Annotated in this window: 17 protein-coding genes and 1 pseudogene; 11 read left to right on the forward strand and 7 right to left on the reverse strand. The window is 59.7% G+C overall.

The window, feature by feature from the left end; all coding sequences use genetic code 11:
• The first annotated feature begins 107 nt into the window (after positions 1-107).
• The 5 genes from oscA to ACOYXH_RS26455 all read left to right on the forward strand — a co-directional run bounded on the left by oscA (position 108) and on the right by ACOYXH_RS26455 (position 4309).
• Entirely contained in the window at positions 108-290 is a 183-nt protein-coding gene (gene oscA / locus ACOYXH_RS26435) for a sulfur starvation response protein OscA (protein WP_034151822.1), read from the forward strand.
• Between the two features lie 135 nt (positions 291-425).
• Positions 426-1439: a sulfate ABC transporter substrate-binding protein gene (locus ACOYXH_RS26440; protein ID WP_320413729.1), complete on the forward strand. Its 1014-nt coding sequence runs from the start codon at positions 426-428 to the stop codon at positions 1437-1439.
• A gap of 173 nt (positions 1440-1612) precedes the next feature.
• Positions 1613-2431, forward strand: a complete 819-nt coding sequence (cysT, locus tag ACOYXH_RS26445) for a sulfate ABC transporter permease subunit CysT (protein ID WP_038367238.1) — start codon at positions 1613-1615, stop codon at positions 2429-2431.
• 12 nt (positions 2432-2443) lie between these two features.
• The gene (cysW, locus tag ACOYXH_RS26450) at positions 2444-3316 is read left to right on the forward strand and encodes a sulfate ABC transporter permease subunit CysW (protein ID WP_038367233.1); all 873 of its coding nucleotides are present in this window, start codon (positions 2444-2446) and stop codon (positions 3314-3316) included.
• 3 nt (positions 3317-3319) lie between these two features.
• Positions 3320-4309: a sulfate/molybdate ABC transporter ATP-binding protein gene (locus ACOYXH_RS26455; protein WP_034151825.1), complete on the forward strand. Its 990-nt coding sequence runs from the start codon at positions 3320-3322 to the stop codon at positions 4307-4309.
• Positions 4310-4426: 117 nt separating this feature from the next.
• Here the strand turns inward: ACOYXH_RS26455 and ACOYXH_RS26460 are convergent, their stop codons facing one another.
• Positions 4427-4951 (reverse strand): Mpo1 family 2-hydroxy fatty acid dioxygenase, encoded by a 525-nt coding sequence (locus ACOYXH_RS26460; protein WP_220557281.1) that lies wholly within the window; start codon positions 4949-4951, stop codon positions 4427-4429.
• Between the two features lie 84 nt (positions 4952-5035).
• On the opposite strand from ACOYXH_RS26460, the gene ACOYXH_RS26465 reads away from it, so the two are divergent.
• Positions 5036-5713, forward strand: coding sequence for a Crp/Fnr family transcriptional regulator (locus tag ACOYXH_RS26465; protein WP_258709067.1), 678 nt, complete (start codon positions 5036-5038; stop codon positions 5711-5713).
• Between the two features lie 125 nt (positions 5714-5838).
• Here ACOYXH_RS26465 and uraH read toward each other — a convergent pair whose 3' ends face one another.
• Positions 5839-6249 carry a hydroxyisourate hydrolase gene (gene uraH, locus ACOYXH_RS26470; RefSeq protein WP_093440416.1) on the reverse strand — a complete coding sequence of 137 codons (411 nt, stop codon included), beginning with the start codon at positions 6247-6249 and terminating at the stop codon, positions 5839-5841.
• A 12-nt stretch (positions 6250-6261) separates the two neighbouring features.
• Positions 6262-6747 carry a GlcG/HbpS family heme-binding protein gene (locus tag ACOYXH_RS26475; RefSeq protein WP_095125242.1) on the reverse strand — a complete coding sequence of 162 codons (486 nt, stop codon included), beginning with the start codon at positions 6745-6747 and terminating at the stop codon, positions 6262-6264.
• A 136-nt stretch (positions 6748-6883) separates the two neighbouring features.
• Here ACOYXH_RS26475 and ACOYXH_RS26480 point away from each other — a divergent pair, with 136 nt between their 5' ends.
• From ACOYXH_RS26480 to ACOYXH_RS26495, 4 genes are all read left to right on the forward strand, one after another.
• Entirely contained in the window at positions 6884-7564 is a 681-nt protein-coding gene (locus ACOYXH_RS26480; RefSeq protein WP_320413731.1) for a heavy metal response regulator transcription factor, read from the forward strand.
• A complete protein-coding gene (locus ACOYXH_RS26485) occupies positions 7554-8942 on the forward strand; it encodes a heavy metal sensor histidine kinase (protein ID WP_460410051.1) in 1389 nt (462 codons plus the stop codon). Before ACOYXH_RS26480 ends, ACOYXH_RS26485 begins: the two co-directional genes overlap by 11 nt.
• Before the next feature lie 110 nt (positions 8943-9052).
• A complete protein-coding gene (locus ACOYXH_RS26490) occupies positions 9053-9301 on the forward strand; it encodes a helix-turn-helix domain-containing protein (protein ID WP_095125245.1) in 249 nt (82 codons plus the stop codon).
• The gene (locus ACOYXH_RS26495; protein WP_460410052.1) at positions 9294-10517 is read left to right on the forward strand and encodes a type II toxin-antitoxin system HipA family toxin; all 1224 of its coding nucleotides are present in this window, start codon (positions 9294-9296) and stop codon (positions 10515-10517) included. Before ACOYXH_RS26490 ends, ACOYXH_RS26495 begins: the two co-directional genes overlap by 8 nt.
• 3 nt (positions 10518-10520) lie before the next feature.
• Here the strand turns inward: ACOYXH_RS26495 and ACOYXH_RS26500 are convergent, their stop codons facing one another.
• Positions 10521-11525, reverse strand: a complete 1005-nt coding sequence (locus ACOYXH_RS26500) for an AraC family transcriptional regulator (protein WP_095125247.1) — start codon at positions 11523-11525, stop codon at positions 10521-10523.
• A gap of 100 nt (positions 11526-11625) precedes the next feature.
• Between ACOYXH_RS26500 and ACOYXH_RS26505 the strand changes: the two genes are divergently transcribed.
• The gene (locus tag ACOYXH_RS26505; RefSeq protein WP_095047059.1) at positions 11626-12696 is read left to right on the forward strand and encodes a fatty acid desaturase; all 1071 of its coding nucleotides are present in this window, start codon (positions 11626-11628) and stop codon (positions 12694-12696) included.
• A 216-nt stretch (positions 12697-12912) separates the two neighbouring features.
• Here the strand turns inward: ACOYXH_RS26505 and ACOYXH_RS26510 are convergent, their stop codons facing one another.
• The 3 genes and pseudogenes from ACOYXH_RS26510 to ACOYXH_RS26520 form a co-directional block, all read right to left on the reverse strand.
• Positions 12913-14523, reverse strand: a complete 1611-nt coding sequence (locus tag ACOYXH_RS26510) for an arylsulfatase (protein WP_220557284.1) — start codon at positions 14521-14523, stop codon at positions 12913-12915.
• 14 nt (positions 14524-14537) lie between these two features.
• Entirely contained in the window at positions 14538-15353 is an 816-nt protein-coding gene (locus ACOYXH_RS26515; RefSeq protein WP_038359705.1) for an ABC transporter ATP-binding protein, read from the reverse strand.
• A pseudogene (locus tag ACOYXH_RS26520) lies at positions 15350-16949 on the reverse strand (ABC transporter permease). The gene ACOYXH_RS26515 and the pseudogene ACOYXH_RS26520 overlap by 4 nt, the downstream one beginning before the upstream one ends.
• Positions 16950-17119: the final 170 nt, after the last annotated feature.

A 17119-nucleotide genomic window follows, 5' to 3' on the forward strand; every position in this document is an offset into this window, starting at 1 on the left:
ATTCTTAAATAGTCTTTTTAAGAATATCCGCGCCTCTCTTATATTGCTCCCACGCCGAACGCAGTGCCGCCCACTGCCAGGCAAATCCCATTCAAAGGAGCAGCACCATGAGCGCATCCCTTCGCAGCGTTGACGGTCAGGACGAAACCACCATCTTGCGTGAAATCCAGAGCGCCCTGCGCGATCTGCGTTTCGGCGCGGTGGAGATCACTGTGCACAACGCCCAGGTTGTACAGATCGAACGCAAAGAGAAATTCCGTTTGCAGCAACCGGGCAAACAACCGGGCTAAAAGATCGCAGCCTGCGGCAGCTCCTACAGGGGGCTGTGCGTAGGAGCTGTCGAAGGCTGCGATCTTTGAACCGACAACACGATTCCCGAAATACATAAGAAAAAGCCACCACCCAGAATTCCAGGAGCTTTCACCATGTCGTCGATTCGCCGTTACGCTTTGGCCGCCCTGGCCAGTGCTGTGTTTGCCGGTTCCGCCGTTGCCAAGGATTACGAACTGCTCAACGTGTCGTATGACCCGACGCGCGAGCTGTATCAGGACTACAACGCTGAATTCATCAAGTTCTGGCAGAAAGATCACGCCGGCGACACCGTGAAAATCCAGCAATCCCACGGTGGTTCGGGCAAGCAGGGCCGTGCGGTGATCGACGGTCTGCGCGCTGACGTCGTGACCCTGGCCTTGGCTGGCGACATCGACGAAATCGCCAAACTCGGCAAGACCCTGCCCGCCGACTGGCAGAAGCGTCTGCCGGAAGCGAGCACGCCGTACACCTCGACCATCGTCTTCCTGGTGCGCAAGGGCAACCCGAAAGGCATCAAGGACTGGGGCGATCTGGTCAAGAACGACGTCTCGGTGATCACCCCGAACCCGAAAACCTCCGGCGGCGCCCGCTGGAACTTCCTCGCCGCCTGGGCCTACGGCCTGAAAGCCAACGGCGGTGACGAAGCCAAAGCCAAAGAATACGTACAGACCCTGTTCAAGCACGTGCCGATTCTCGACACCGGTGCACGCGGTTCGACCATCACCTTCGTCAACAACGGTCAGGGTGACGTGTTGCTGGCCTGGGAAAACGAAGCATTCCTGGCGCTGAAAGAAGATGGCGGCGCTGACAAGTTCGACATCGTCGTGCCTTCGCTGTCGATCCTCGCCGAGCCGCCAGTGGCCGTGGTCGACAAGAACGCCGAGAAGAAAGGCAACGAGCAGATCGCCGAAGCTTATCTGAAGCACCTGTACAGCCCGGCCGGCCAGGAAATTGCCGCGAAGAACTTCTACCGTCCGCGTGATAAGGACGTGGCTGCCAAGTACGCTCAGCAGTTCCCGAGACTGGAACTGGTGACCATCGACAAGGACTTCGGCGGCTGGAAAACCGCGCAGCCGAAATTCTTCAACGACGGTGGCGTGTTCGACCAGATTTATCAGGCGCAGTAATCTGACTTCGGCCACACATCAAGCCTGAAGCCAGGCGCAGAAAATGTGGGAGCGAGCTTGCTCGCGAAAGCGGAGTGTCAGACGACGTGGAGTTGGCTGATACTCCTTCTTCGCGAGCAAGCTCGCTCCCACATGGGTGCGTTCAGCGGATCGCTTTTTAACCAAGGACTTTTATGTCGCGTCGTATCTCCCCCGTCATACCCGGCTTCGGGCTGACGCTGGGCTACACCTTGGTGTACCTCAGCCTGATTGTGCTTATCCCGCTGGCGGCGATGTTCGTCCACGCCGCCCAACTCACCTGGGATCAGTTCTGGACGATCATTTCCGCACCACGGGTGCTGGCCGCGTTGAAGCTGAGCTTCGGCACCGCGCTGTGTGCGGCGATCATCAACGGCATCATCGGCACGCTGCTGGCCTGGGTGCTGGTGCGCTACACCTTCCCGGGGCGCAAGGTGATCGACGCGATGATCGATCTGCCGTTCGCCCTGCCGACCGCCGTGGCCGGTATCGCGTTGACTGCGCTTTACGCGCCGGCCGGTCTGGTCGGCCAATTCGCCGCTGACCTCGGTTTCAAAATCGCCTACACCCCGCTCGGTATCACTCTGGCGCTGACCTTCGTCACCCTGCCGTTCGTGGTGCGCACGGTGCAGCCGGTGCTGGCCGACATTCCCCGTGAAGTCGAGGAAGCCGCCGCGTGCCTCGGTGCTAAACCCTTGCAGGTGTTCCGCCACATCCTCGTTCCCGCATTGTTGCCCGCCTGGCTGACCGGTTTTGCCTTGGCCTTTGCCCGTGGTGTCGGCGAGTACGGTTCGGTGATTTTCATCGCCGGCAACATGCCGATGAAAACCGAGATCCTGCCGTTGCTGATCATGGTCAAACTCGACCAATACGATTACACCGGCGCTACCGCCATCGGCGTGCTGATGCTGGTGGTTTCCTTCGTCCTGTTGCTGCTGATCAACTTGCTGCAGCGGCGCATCGAAACCCCATAAGGAGGCGCGAACATGTCCCAATCGTCTATTGCGGCCGCCTCTTCGGCCAACGCCGCGCGCCGTGGCAGCGCCACCTCGCGCAGAATCCTGATCGGTCTTGGCTGGCTGGTCTTTTTCCTGTTTCTGCTGCTGCCGTTGTTCATCGTCGTATCGCAGGGCTTGAAGAATGGCCTCGGCGCATTTTTCACCGCGATCTTTGAGCCGGATGCGCTTTCGGCGCTGAAACTCACCGTATTCGCCGTGCTGATTTCGGTACCGCTGAACCTGGTGTTCGGGGTCAGCGCCGCGTGGTGCGTGAGTAAATACTCGTTCCGCGGCAAGAGCATGCTGGTGACCCTGATCGACCTGCCGTTCTCGGTGTCGCCGGTGATCGCTGGTCTGGTCTACGTGCTGATGTTCGGCGCACAAGGCTTGTTCGGGCCGTGGCTGCAGGATCACGACATCCAGATTGTCTTCGCCCTGCCGGGCATCGTACTGGCGACGATTTTCGTCACCGTGCCGTTCGTCGCTCGTGAGCTGATTCCACTGATGCAGGAACAAGGCACGCAGGAAGAGGAGGCCGCGCGTCTGCTAGGTGCCAATGGCTGGCAGATGTTCTGGCATGTCACTGTGCCGAACATCAAGTGGGGCCTGATCTATGGCGTGGTGCTATGTACCGCGCGGGCCATGGGTGAATTCGGTGCGGTGTCGGTGGTCTCCGGGCACATTCGCGGGGTGACCAACACCTTGCCGCTGCACGTCGAGATCCTCTACAACGAATACAACCACGTGGCCGCGTTCGCCGTGGCGAGCCTGTTGCTGATCCTGGCGCTCTTCATCCTGCTGCTCAAGCAGTGGAGCGAAAACCGTATCAACCGCCTGCGCGCCAGCGCCGCGGAGGAATAATTCATGTCGATCGAAGTGCGTAACGTCAGCAAGAATTTCAATGCGTTCAAGGCGCTGGACAACATTAGCCTGGACATCCACAGCGGTGAACTGGTCGCATTGCTCGGCCCGTCGGGCTGCGGCAAAACCACGTTGCTGCGGATTATCGCCGGCTTGGAAACCCCGGATAACGGCAACATTGTCTTCCACGGCGAAGACGTCTCCGGCCACGACGTGCGTGATCGCAACGTCGGTTTCGTGTTCCAGCACTACGCCTTGTTCCGTCACATGACCGTGTTCGATAACGTCGCGTTCGGTTTGCGCATGAAACCGAAAAACCAGCGTCCGAACGAAAGCCAGATCGCGGTCAAGGTGCATGAGCTGCTGAACATGGTGCAGTTGGACTGGCTGTCGGATCGTTATCCGGAGCAGTTGTCCGGCGGTCAGCGTCAGCGTATTGCTTTGGCCCGCGCACTGGCGGTGGAGCCGAAAGTGCTGCTGCTGGATGAGCCGTTCGGCGCCCTCGATGCCAAGGTGCGTAAGGAGCTGCGTCGCTGGCTCGCCCGCCTGCACGAAGACATCAACCTGACCTCGGTATTCGTGACCCACGACCAGGAAGAAGCGATGGAAGTCGCTGACCGCATCGTGGTGATGAACAAGGGTGTGATCGAGCAGATCGGCTCACCGGGCGACGTCTACGAAAACCCGGCCAGCGATTTCGTTTATCACTTCCTCGGCGATTCGAACCGCTTGCTGTTGAGCGACGACAACCACGTGCTGTTCCGCCCGCATGAGGTGTCGCTGTCCAAACATGAGCTGGAAGATCACCACGCTGCTGAGGTGCGTGACATTCGGCCGTTGGGCGCGACCACGCGGGTGACGCTTAAGGTCGAAGGGCAGACGGATCTGATCGAGGCCGAAGTGGTGAAAGACCACGACAGCCTGATCGGCTTGGCCAAGGGTGAAACTCTGTTCTTCAAGCCGAAGGTCTGGCAGAAAGTCGCTAGCCTCTAACTGATCGTTCCCACGCTCTGCGTGGGAATGCATCCCGTGACGCTCCGCGTCACAGTGGACGCGGAGCGTCCATGGCGGCGTTCCCACGCAGAGCGTGGGAACGAGCAGGGTTGAAGTCTAGATTGCCGCACGATTCGGATTAACTCGTACCACCCCCGCCCGCGCCTCGATCTGCTCTTTCAATTCATGCCGCATGCCGAGCATGAACGCCACCTCGGCCACGACAAACAACGGCCCGACAATCAGCCCCGAGACATCATCGACAAACGCCGGTTTGCGCCCTTCATAGTGATGCCCGACAAACTGGATCACCCAGCCGACCACAAACATCGCCAGACCACTACTCAGCCAGACCAGGGTGCTCTGCTGCGCCAGCACATGCCCGGCCCAGACTGACAGCCCCATCAGCAGCGTCATCAGCACCCCGAACTTCACCTCCAGACGCAGATAAAACCACGCCGAGGCCAGCGCCACGACAACGGCTGGAGATATCCACAAGCCGCCCAGCGACCATTCTGGCCGCGACAACAAAACCGCCACCGCCACCACGATCAGCGGAATGCCGATAAAGTGGCTGGCGATATTACGCGGATCACGGTGGTAGGCGGCGTATTGACTCAGATGGTCGACGAGGCTTTTCATTGTTGTTCCTCCGGTAGGGTTGATCGCATCATCCCTCGGGATCAGGGTTCGCTCTGTCAGGCAGGCGACAATCCAGGAGTGTTTATGCAAATACGTTCACGGCTGATGAGCGGCCAGTGGTTCAGTCATCTGCCGGCGTCCTTTCAGGATAGTCTGTTGGCTACGGCCCGGGAGCGGCGGCTGACGGCAGGGCAGCGGCTGTTCCAGCGCGGTGATCCACCGTGCGGTTTATACGCGGTGCTCGACGGCGCCGTGCGTATAGGCGCGGTGAGCGAGCAGGGCAAAGAGGCGTTGTTGAGTCTGGTCGAGGCGCCGCACTGGTTCGGCGAAATCTGCCTGTTCGATGGCCAGCCGCGCACCCATGACGCCTATGCAGTCGGGCCGTGCACCTTGCTCAATATCCCTCAGGCGACGTTGCTCAAACTGCTCGACGAACACCCGGTGTACTGGCGGCATCTGGCGCTGCTGATGAGCCATAAACTGCGCCTGACCTTCATCAATCTCGAACAACTGAGCCTGCTGCCAGCCCCGGCACGCTTGGCCCATCGCTTGCTGATGATTGCCGAAGGCTACGGCGAGCTCGATGCGCCACGCCGCGTTCTGCAACTGCCGCAGGAGCAGTTGGCATCGATGCTGTCGCTGTCGCGGCAGACCACCAACCAGATCCTCAAGGATTTCCAGGGGCAGGGGATTATCGGACTCGGGTATGGAGAGATCGAAATCCTTGATGCCATGCGATTGCGCGCTCTCGCCACGATCTAGGATCTAACACCGAACCATTGTAGGAGTGAGCCTGCTCGCGATAGCGGTCTGTCAGTCACAGATTGATCAACTGACAGATTGCTATCGCGGGCAGGCTCACTCCTACAGGGGCATTTGTGTAGGGCTCAGGAACCGCGATAGGTCGAGAAACCGTACGGGCTGAGCAGCAGCGGGATGTGGTAATGCTGATCGGTCTGCTTCACTTCGAAGATCACCGGAATCTCCGGGAAGAACGTGTCGTGCTTGACCTTCTTGAAGTACTCGCCGGTCTTGAATACCACCCGGTATTCACCCGCTTCAAAAGGCTGTTTGGCCGGGAACAATTCGGCAATTCGCCCCTGTTCATTGGTCGTGCCTTGAGCCAGTGGTTGCCAGTTCTGGCCAACGTGTTTCTCCAGTGTCACATTGATACCCGGCGACGGCAGGCCGTTTTCCAGGTTGAGCACGTGCACGCTCAACGGGTTGCCGGCGGCGAGGGCTAGACTTGAAAAAGCGCTCAGGCCGAGCGCGGCGAAGGTCATGCGCAAAGTGCTCATGGATGAATCTCCTTATTGGGAACGGGTAGTGGCCAGACCGGTTTTCTCGGCAGCCTTGATCGCACAGTTTTCGTCTTGCTCGCCGCCGCCGGAACCGGCCACGCCCATGGCGCCCACCAGTTCAGATCCGAGGAACAGCGGAATCCCACCGCCGAGCAAGAGCAGCTCGTCGAGGGTGTTGAGGTTGGCGGTTTCCGGATTGCTGCGGGCCCGTTCGGCAAACAACCGGGTCGCTGTTTTGGTCGACAGTGCGGTGTACGCCTTGCGCTGGCTGGCGGCGGTGTTGTGCGGGCCGACACCGTCGCCGCGCAGGGTTACCAGTAGATTGCCGCCACGGTCGAGCACCGACACCGTGCCGGTGCAGTTGACCATGGCGGTGTCGGCGAGCAGCCGTGCGGTTTTCAGGTCGAGATCAGCGTGACGCGGCAGCTCAGGACTGGCGGCAGCGACGCCACTGAGGCCGATCATCAGGCTGGCTACAAAGTATTTGATGGTCATGGACAGGCTCCAAAAGCGAAGGTCGCCACCTTAATCGCCGCTCTTCGTCAGAACCTCGTCAGTCTGATTACAAGTTTGTAATGGGCAACGCCTTCGAAGGCGCCTAGCCTGTGTGCCTGATCAATCGAGGTGTGCCATGCGTTTGCTGGTCGTAGAAGATGAAGCCAAAACCGCGAATTTCCTCGCCAAAGGCCTGGGCGAGTCGGGTTTTGCCGTGGACGTGGCGCTCAATGGCCTCGATGGGCGCTACTTTGTCGAGCAACAGGCATATGACCTGATCATCCTCGACGTGATGCTCCCCGGCCTCAATGGCTGGCAGCTGCTGCAACTGATCCGTCAGCGCGGCGCCACACCGGTGTTATTCCTCACCGCCAAGGACGCCATTGAAGACCGCGTACGCGGCCTCGAACTGGGCGCTGATGATTACTTGCTCAAGCCATTCGCCTTTGCCGAACTGCTCGCGCGGGTACGCACGTTGCTGCGCCGCGGGCCGATGCGCGAAGCCGAGTCCTACAACATTGCCGACCTTGAAATCGATGTATTGCGCCGCCGCGTCAGTCGCGGTGGCCAGCGCATCGCCCTGACCAACAAGGAATTCGCCCTGCTGCAATTGCTCGCCAGCCGTCAGGGTGAAGTGCTGTCGCGCACGCTGATCGCCTCGCAGGTGTGGAACCTGAATTTCGACAGCGACACCAACATGGTCGAAGTCGCGGTGCGGCGTTTGCGTGCGAAAGTCGATGACCCGTACATGCCGAAACTGATTCACACCGTGCGCGGCGTCGGTTATCAACTGGAAGCCCCCGACGATGCGCTCTAGATCGATCGCCTGGCGCCTGGCGCTGGCGTTCGCATTGGTTTGCGCCTTGGTGTTGAGTGCTATCGGTGTGTTTCTCTACCGTTCGCTGGCCTCGGAAATCGCCTACCGCGACGACCTCGCGTTGCTCGGTCGACTGGAGCAAGTGCGCGCGTTGCTCGCTGACAGCGACAGCCTCGATGCCTTGCAGGCGCGGCCACGGCTGTATCAGAACATGCTCGGTAATCTCGACAGCCTGTTGCTGGTGCGCCGCGCCGACGGATCGAGCGTGATCGCGATCAATCCACGGCAACGCGAGTTGCCCGCGCTGAGCGCGATCCCCCGCGAGCAAACGCCGCAGCGCCGTGATGTGTTGACGTGGCAAGCGCCGGACGGTGCCGAACTCGCGCTGTTGTCCGGCGAAGCGCAGGGGCCGAACGGCGAACCGCTGACCGTGATCGCCGGCAAAGTGCTTAGCGAGCGCGAACAGATGCTCGGCAGCTATCGCATGCGCTTGTACCTGTCGGTTGGCCTCGGTGCGTTGCTCGCCTTTGCCTTGGGCTTGCTGTTGCTACGCCGTGGCCTGCGACCGTTGCGGCAGTTGAGCGAAGCGGTACGCGGTATCGATCTGCGTAGCCTCGATCAACGCTTGCCCGCCACCGGCACGCCCGCCGAACTACTTGAGCCGGTGCAGGCGCTCAACGGCATGCTGGCGCGGCTGGACGACAGCGTGCAGCGCCTCTCGCAGTTTTCCGCCGACCTCGCCCACGAGATACGTACGCCGCTGCACACCTTGTTGGCGAGCAACGGTCAGGCGCTGAATCATCCGCGCAGCACCGAGGAGTATCAGGAAGTCCTCGCCTCGAACATGGAAGAGTTCGAACGGCTCAAGCGCATGGCGGAAAACCTGATGTTCCTTGCCCGCGCCGAGCAGGCCGAGCGCGCGCTCAATCTGCAAACTCTGGATTTGTGCAGCGTTGGTGGTGAGCTGTGTGATTATTTTGAAGCGTTGGCGGATGACCGCGACCTGCGGCTGGACAATCAACTGCATGGCGAACTGCGTGCCGATCAGCAGTTGCTGCAACGGGCGCTGGGCAACTTGCTGGCCAATGCCGTGCGTCATGCTGACTCCGAAACCGTGATCAGCCTGCGCCGGCGTGACGAGTCGGGCTGGTGCTGGTTACAAGTGCACAACCATGGCCCGGCCATTGCGTCGGAGCATCTGGGCAAACTGTTCGACCGTTTCTATCGCGTCGATCCTGCACGGGCAGAGCCGGGGGATTCCGGTGGGTTGGGGTTGGCGATTGTGCAGTCGATCATGCAGTTGCATGGTGGGCAGGTGCGGGTCAGCAGTGATGCTGACGGCACCGTTTTTGAGTTGGGGTTTATGGTGAGCAATTGAGTAGTTCTTGATCACTTGTAATTAGGCTAATCTTGTCGAATGGCCGCATCAAATTCGATGCAAAATAAACAAATATCTTAATTTGCACCGTATTTGATGCAGGAAATCGCATGGAACAGCTTGGCGAATTGATCAAAGCCCTGCGCAAGGCAAACAAAATGACCCAGCAGGCGCTGGCTCAGCAATACGGAATGAGCCGCGCGACGATTTCGGGGATCGAAAACAACACCATTGCCGAAATCGGCCTGCGCAAAGTCGAAGCGATCCTTAACGGGTTTGGCTATGAGCTGACAGCGGTTCCACGTCAGTCTCGCCGCCCGACACTCGATACGCTACAAAAGGTCAACTTCCATGAGTGAGTCGTCGGATCGATTAAACGTCTGTGTCGGCGGGCAAGCGGTGGGAACGTTGGCGCGCGGGAAAGATCGAGTCCACAGCGTCTTCAGTTACCGCGAAGAAACCAGTGCTGAAAATGCCGTGTCACTGACAATGCCGTCCCGGCTGGAAAGTTATGGTTGGGAGCATGGCATTCATCCGGTTTTCGAGATGAATCTGCCCGAAGGTGCCCTTCGTGATGAGCTGGTTCGGCGCTTCAGCAAAGCGGTTCGCGGCTTCGATGACTTTGCATTGCTGGCCATTGTCGGCCCCTATCAGCTCGGTCAGTTATCCATTGCCAGCGCATCGTTGACGGATCGCCCGCGTGAAACATCGCTGGCCGATCTGCTAGTGCACGATGGAGCGCAAGGCTTGTTCGAGGATCTGTTGCAAACCTATGGCCAGTATTCCGGAGTGTCTGGGGTGCAGCCCAAAGTGCTGGTGCGTGACAGTGCGGCTGCGATTGATCGTCTGACTCATCGCGGATCCACTCACTTGGTTAAAGCTTTTCGCGCCGATGAATATCCGCAGCTGGCAACCAACGAGTACTTTTGCATGCGTGCCGCGCAACACTGCGGGCTAGAAGTACCGAAGTTCGAGCTCAGCGAACATGGCAAGTTTCTGGTTATCGAGCGCTTTGATTTGAGCGCTTCGGGCTACCTGGGTTTTGAGGACTTTTGCGTGCTCAACGGTTGGCCGTCGAAAGCCAAATACGATGGTTCTTACGAAGGCGCAGCCCGGCAGATCAAAGCGTTTGTTTCACCCGCGCTGCTCAATCATGCGCTCGAAGCATTTTTCAAAATTGTGGCGTTGTCTGCAGGCCTGAAAAACGGCGACGCGCATTTAAAAAACTTCGGCGTGCTTTACGAAAGCTGCGGCGAGGAATCGTCAATCAGACTCGCGCCCGCATACGACATCATCACCACATCGGTCTACATAAAGAACGACAGTATGGCGTTGCTCTTGGGTGGCTCGAAGGCTTGGCCCAAGCACAAAATGCTGATGCGGTTCGGTCGTACGGCCTGCAATCTGACGGAGGCGCGTTGTAATCAATTACTGCAGCAAGTCGCTAACGGTATGCAGGTGGCAATGGGCGAAATGGCGGAGTACAGCGCCAGTCATCCGGCGTTCGCCGCAATGGGTGCTGCGATGATCGAACAATGGTCATCCGGTATGGAACGCAGTCTGGCTAAAGGCTGACGATCAGCGCAACCCATCACGAAACTGCCCCGGCGTCAGCCCCGTCCAGCGTTTGAACGCGCGGCTGAAACTGCTGGTGTCGGCGAACCCGAGCAAATAACTCACCTCACTCAACGAGCACTGCGGATCGCGCAGGTGCAGCAGCGCCAGATTCTCACGGCTCTCATTGAGCAATGTGTCGAAGCGACAACCCTCATCCGCCAAGTGCCTTTGCAGGCTGCGCAAACTCAGGTGCAAGGCCTGGGCAATGCGCTCTGCACTTGGTTCACCTTCCGGTAATTGTTCTTCAATCGCATCGCGCACTTTGCGTTCCCAGGTCAGCGGCTGGAGCTGGGCCATGGTGCGTTTGAGCACCGCTTCATTGTGTTCGGCGAGTTCCGGATTGGCGTCGTCGAGGTGGCTGTCGAAGTCGGCGAGGGCGAACTCCAGGCGATCCTCGAGGCAGCCGAAATGCACCGGAGCGCGAAAGACTTTGTGCCATTGGTGCGCATCGCTCGGTTCCGGGCGGCGCAGGTACACAGCCAACGGTGCGTAATCACGGCCAAGGCGATTACGGCAGGTGCGCACGTAGATCGCGGTGAAGGCGTCGATGGCTTCGAAGGCTGGCGCGGGATTGCCTGACGGAATTTTCAGACGAAATTGATAGCGGTCGTCGCCACGACTCAGCTCCAGTTCCAGCGCATCGCTGACCACCGGGTGATAGCGCACGATGCGCTCGAACACTTCACGCAGGCTACCGCTGGCCACCAGTGCATAACCGAGCGCGTGGAACGTAGTTGGACTGACGAAGCGTGACACGCGCAAGCCAATCGCCGGGTCGCCGCTGACCTGCACGGCAATTTCCCACAGGCGCGTGGTGCCGGACAGTGGATAGCGCGCGTTGGGATCATCCATCAAGCTCGGATCGAGCCCGGCCTGTTGACACAGGGCAATGCTGTCCAGCCCCAACGCATCGAGTTGCTTGCGCAAGGCACGGGTCCAGCTGGCGAGGGAGGTCGGTTCCTTCATGCTGATTGGCGCTTCCGGTCAACAGGTTGGCGTTCTCGGCTACCGCAATTGAAGCGTTGGCGAGGCACGATGCGAACATCATAAACCCGAGGATGGAAGCATGGACGGTACTTCTGCAAGTCCCCAACGACACAATGCGGCCCAGCGATCAGCGCATATTCGCCAAGTGGTGCTGGCCAAAGGCGTCGAACTGCGCGAACGCTACCCGATTCTCAAGCATCAGGATGCGCTGGGCGCGGGGATTCTGGCCTTTGCCCTGATCGGGATGATCGGCTCGGCGGCGCTGTACATCACCGGCCATATGGCGTGGTGGGTGTGCTTGTTGCTCAACGCGTTTTTTGCTTCGTTGACCCATGAGTTGGAGCACGACCTGATCCACAGCATGTATTTCCGCAAGCAACGCGTGCCGCACAACTTGATGATGGGGTTGGTGTGGCTGGCGCGACCGAGCACGATCAATCCGTGGATTCGTCGCCATCTGCACCTCAATCACCACAAGGTCTCCGGCACTGAAACCGACATGGAAGAGCGCGCGATCACCAACGGCGAACCGTGGGGTTTTGCACGTTTGCTGATGGTTGGCGACAACGTGATGTCGGCGTTCATCCGCATGCTGCGAGCCAAAACCTGGGCGCACAAGTTCAGCATCATCAAGCGCACGCTGAAGGTCTACGCGCCGCTGGCGCTGGTGCATTGGGGCGCGTGGTATGTGTTTCTCGGTTTTCATGCGGCCAATGGCATTGCGTATCTGCTGGGCGCGCCGATTGAATGGTCAGCGACGACGTTATCGGTGATGCAGGTAATCGATATCGCCGCCGTGGTGATCATCGGCCCGAACGTGTTGCGCACCTTTTGCCTGCACTTCATCAGCTCGAACATGCATTACTACGGCGATGTCGAGTTGGGTAATGTGTTGCAGCAGTGTCAGGTATTGAACCCTTGGTGGTTGTGGCCGTTGCAGGCGTTCTGCTTCAACTTTGGCAGCAGTCACGGGATTCATCATTTTGTCGTGAAGGAGCCGTTTTATATTCGCCAAATGACGGTGCCGGTGGCGCATAAGGTGATGCGTGAGATGGGTGTGCGGTTCAATGATTTCGGCACGTTTGGGCGGGCGAACCGGTTTGTTCGTCGGGATGAAGTTGCGGTGTCTGGTGAGGCGGTGGAGGCCTGACAGAAGGCGCCCTCACCCTAGCCCTCCCGAAACGTCGGACCGCCCAGAGGGAGAGGGGACCGATTGGGGGATATTGGGGAAGTACGCCGACCTGAATGTTCCTCAGTGAATCCATAATCGACCCGATTTTTCAGGTCGATGTATAGCGAAAGACACCTCGGTCGGCCCCCTCTCCCTCCGGGAGAGGGCTGGGGTGAGGGGCTTTTGATCTTCGCCTCAATCCGGCTGAAACGGCGACTCACTGAGAATCACCCCGGTCTCCTCGACATACTGCTGCCAATGCCCGATCAACGCGCTGAGCTTCTCCGGCCGACTCAACGCCAGATCATGAATTTCCCCCGGATCACTGCTCAAGTCATACAGCTGCCAGGTCGCCGGCCCGATCGGCCCGGGGATCCACACCGCTTTCCACGACCCCTGGCGAATCGCCCGACGCCCGAACAATTCCCACCCCGTCACCGTGTGCTCGTCATGCACCTGCGCAGTCTCACCCGACAAGAACCCCAGCCACGATTTGCCACGTAACGGTGCGACCGGTTTTCCGTGCCACAACTTGCCCGGATGCCGCACACCCGCCAGATCGAGAATCGTCGGTGTGACGTCCATCACCGTGCCGAAACCATGGCTGATCTGCCCTTTGATCGCCAATTGCGGATAGTGCAACAGCGCCGGCACGCGAATCCCGCCTTCAGTGGTAAACGCCTTGAACAACCGTGACGGTGCGGTCGCCACCTGTGCCCAGTTCGGCCCGTACCAGACATAGGAGTTAGCCCGGCCAATGTTGTCGAGGCTGTTGTCGTAATGCTGGCTGAGGTACGTCACCAGTTCCGGACCGAATTTGGGGAACGCTTCCAGCAGTGCACCTTCGGCACCGTTGTCGGACATGAACAGGATGAACGTGTTGTCGAGCTGCCCCTGCTGGCGCAGATAATCGACAACCCGACCGATGTTCCAGTCCATGCGCTCGACCATCGCCGCGTAGACTTCCATGGCCCGTGCGGAAATCTGTTTTTGCTCATCGCTCAACGCGTCCCACTGCTGGGTCAACTGAATCAGTGGATGCGGCTCGACGTCTGGTTCGATCAGGCCGAGGGCTTTGAGTTTTTCCAGGCGTTCCAGGCGCAGCACTTCAGGGCCGGCGTCATAGCGGCCACGGTATTTCTCGACGATGTCGGCGGGCGCCTGCAGCGGCCAGTGCGGCGCGGAGAACGGCAAATAGGCGAAGAACGGCCGGGTCTGGTCACGCTCCTTGAGGTACTGCAGCAACTTGTCGCCGAAGGCATCGGAGGAATAGAAATCCTTCGGCAATTCGTCGAGAAACGTGTCGTCCTCGATGTACAGCGCCGGAGTGGATTTCAGCAGGCCGGGTGTTTGCTCATCGTAGGTTGGCTCGAAACCGTAATGGTTGGCCGCGCCCGGCAGCAGCGAAAACGAACGCTCGAAACCTCGCGCATGCGGCGCCAATTCAGCCTTCAAACCGAGGTGCCATTTGCCGCTCATCAATGTTTGATAACCGGCCTCGCGCAGCAACTCCGGCAGCGCCACCACCCGATCGTTGAGATAGCCCTCATAACCCGGTTTACCGATCAGTTCCGGCGTCAGCGTTTCGGCCATGGTGCCGATCCCTGCGATGTGGTGGTCGGTGCCGGTCAGCAACATCGAACGCGTTGGCGAACAGGTCGGCGCAGTATGAAAATCGGTCAGGCGCAGGCCATTGTTGGCCAGGGCATCAAGGTGCGGCGTGGCGATTTCGCCGCCGAACGCACCGATGTCGGAGAAGCCTAAATCGTCGGCCAGAATTACCAGAAAGTTGGGACGTTGCGGCATCGCAAAACTCCTGTTCAGCAGGCAATGAACGTCAGCGGCAGATCGCGGATCTGCACCGGCACGCTCGGTTGGTAATGGTCGTCACTGGTCAGCTCGTGCAGCAGCTCTTCACGCAACTGATGGAAGTCGAAACTGCTGCGCTGGCGCGGATGGGGCAGGGCGATGTCGACCACCTGCTTGATCCGTCCCGGACGCGGCTCCATCACCACCACGCGGTCGGCGAGGAAGATCGCTTCTTCGACGTCATGGGTGACGAGGATCGTGGTGATTTTTGCGCGCTCGCGAATCGCCAACAGCTCGTCCTGCATCTGCTGGCGGGTCAGTGCATCAAGGGCACCGAAGGGTTCGTCGAGTAGCAGAATGCGCGGGCTGGCGACGAGGCCGCGAGCAATCGCCACACGCTGGGCCATGCCGCCGGAGAGCTGGTGCGGATAGGCGCGAGTGAAATCGCGCAGGCCGACCAGATCGATGAAGTCATTGATCCGTTGTTGCTTCTGCGCAGCGCTCAGCGGCTCGTTGACCAGACCCAGACCGATGTTGTCGGCGACGGTCAGCCACGGGAATAAACGGTGTTCCTGAAAGACAATGCCACGTTCGCCGCCGATGCCGCTGACGGCTTTGCCATCCACGGTAATCTGCCCGCGAAACTGCGTATCAAGGCCCACCAACAAGCGCAGCAAGGTCGATTTGCCACAGCCGCTGGAGCCGACAATGGCGACGAATTCGCCCTCGGCAATGTCGAGGTTGAATTCGCGAATCGCCTCCAGTTCGAAACCGTCGACGTCGAAGGATTTGCCTACGTGATTGAAGCTGACAATCGGTGCGTTCATGCGTGTCTCCAGCGGGTCGCGCGAATTTCCAGGCGTTGGCCAATGAGGTTGAGCAGGGCGCCGGTGAGACCGACGAAAAGCATGCCGGCCATGATCAGGTCCATGCGCAGCAGTTGTTGTGCGCCAATCATCTGGCTGCCGATGCCGCCATTGGACGGCATGAAATATTCGGCGCCGATGGTGCCGAGCCAGGCGTAGATCAGGCTCAGTCTGCAGCCCGGCGAAAATCCCCGGTGCGGCGCCCGGCAGTACCAGTCGACGCAGACGCTGGCCGAGGCTCAGGCGCAGCACTTGTGCGGCTTCGTTGAGTTGCGGTGAGAGATTGGCGACGCTGCGTTGCGTGGCGATAAACAGCGGGAAGAAGGCGGCAAGGGCGACGAACACCCACTTGGCCAATTCGCCGAGACCGAACCATGCGGTGAGCAGCGGCACCCAGGCGAAAATGGCGATCTGGCGGATGGCCGCGAGGGTCGGGCCGAGCAGGCGTTCGCTGATGTTCGACAGACCCAGCAGCAGGCCCAAGGCAAATCCGAGACCGCCGCCGAGCAACAGGCCACCAAGTGTGCGGCCGAGACTGAGGGCCATGCCGCTGATCAACGTGCCGTCGAGCACGCCAGCCCAAGCCGTGCTCAAAACGGCCAATGGGCTGACCAGAATATTGGCGTCGACCCACTGTTGGTCACTTGCCAATTGCCACAGTGCCAACAAGCCCAGCGGTAGCAGCCACGGTTGCAGCCGCTGCCAGCCGTCATAACGCGGGCCGCGACGAATTTCGGCGGTGGCCGGATGCGGCCAGTGCACCAGTTTCTTGTCCCGCAGACCGATGCCGCGATCCATCGCCACGCCGATCAAACCGATGACGACGATGCAGACGAAAACGATGTCGAGCATGAACAGTTGTCGCGCCCAGACCATCAGGTAGCCGATGCCTTCACTGGAAGCCAGCAGTTCGACGGCCAGCAACGACGTCCAGCCGGCGGCCAGCGCCAGGCGCACGCCAGCCATGAACGCGGGGAGGGCGGCGGGCAATACCAGGCGCCGAATCAGCAGGCGTGGTGGCAGGCGCAGAACAGCGGCGGCTTCACGCAATTTCGGCTGGGCATCTCTTACGCCGACCAATGTGTGCAGGGTCACCGGCACCACGATCGCTTTGATCAGCACCACCAGTTTCAGCACTTCGCCGATGCCGAAAAACACCATGAACAATGGAATCCACGCCAGCGTCGGTATTTGCGACAGGCCGGCGAAGGTCGGGAAGATCAAACGTTCAAGACGCTGACTGAAGCCCAGTGCTGCGCCGAGCAATGCACCGGCCGAAACCCCGGCAAGCAGGCCCCAGAACAAACGCTGCAGGCTGATCCACAAATGGCTCCATAACTCGCCTTGAGACAGCTCGACAGCGCTGTTCCAGACCAGCGACGGCGCCGGCAAGATCTGCTCGCTCATCCATTCATTGCGTGCGGCCAGCCACCATAGGGCGAACAAGCTGAGCGGCAGCAGCCATGGCAACAGGCGCTGGTTCAGGCTGGGCCAGGTACGGCGGCTTTTCAGCGGCGGCGCGGGGAGTGGAAGACTGAGCAAGGATTGGCGGGCCATGGGTGACCTCCGTTGTCGGGTTGGCTCAAGATCAAGATCAAAAGATCGCAGCCTTCGGCAGCTCCCACGGGGGAATGCGTCCTTGAATTGACCCCTGTAGGAGCTGCCGAAGGCTGCGATCTCTTGCGGTATTAACTAAGAGCTAATGGTTATAAATAATCTTCAATAAG

This window comes from Pseudomonas sp. Mb7 (assembly GCF_054790525.1).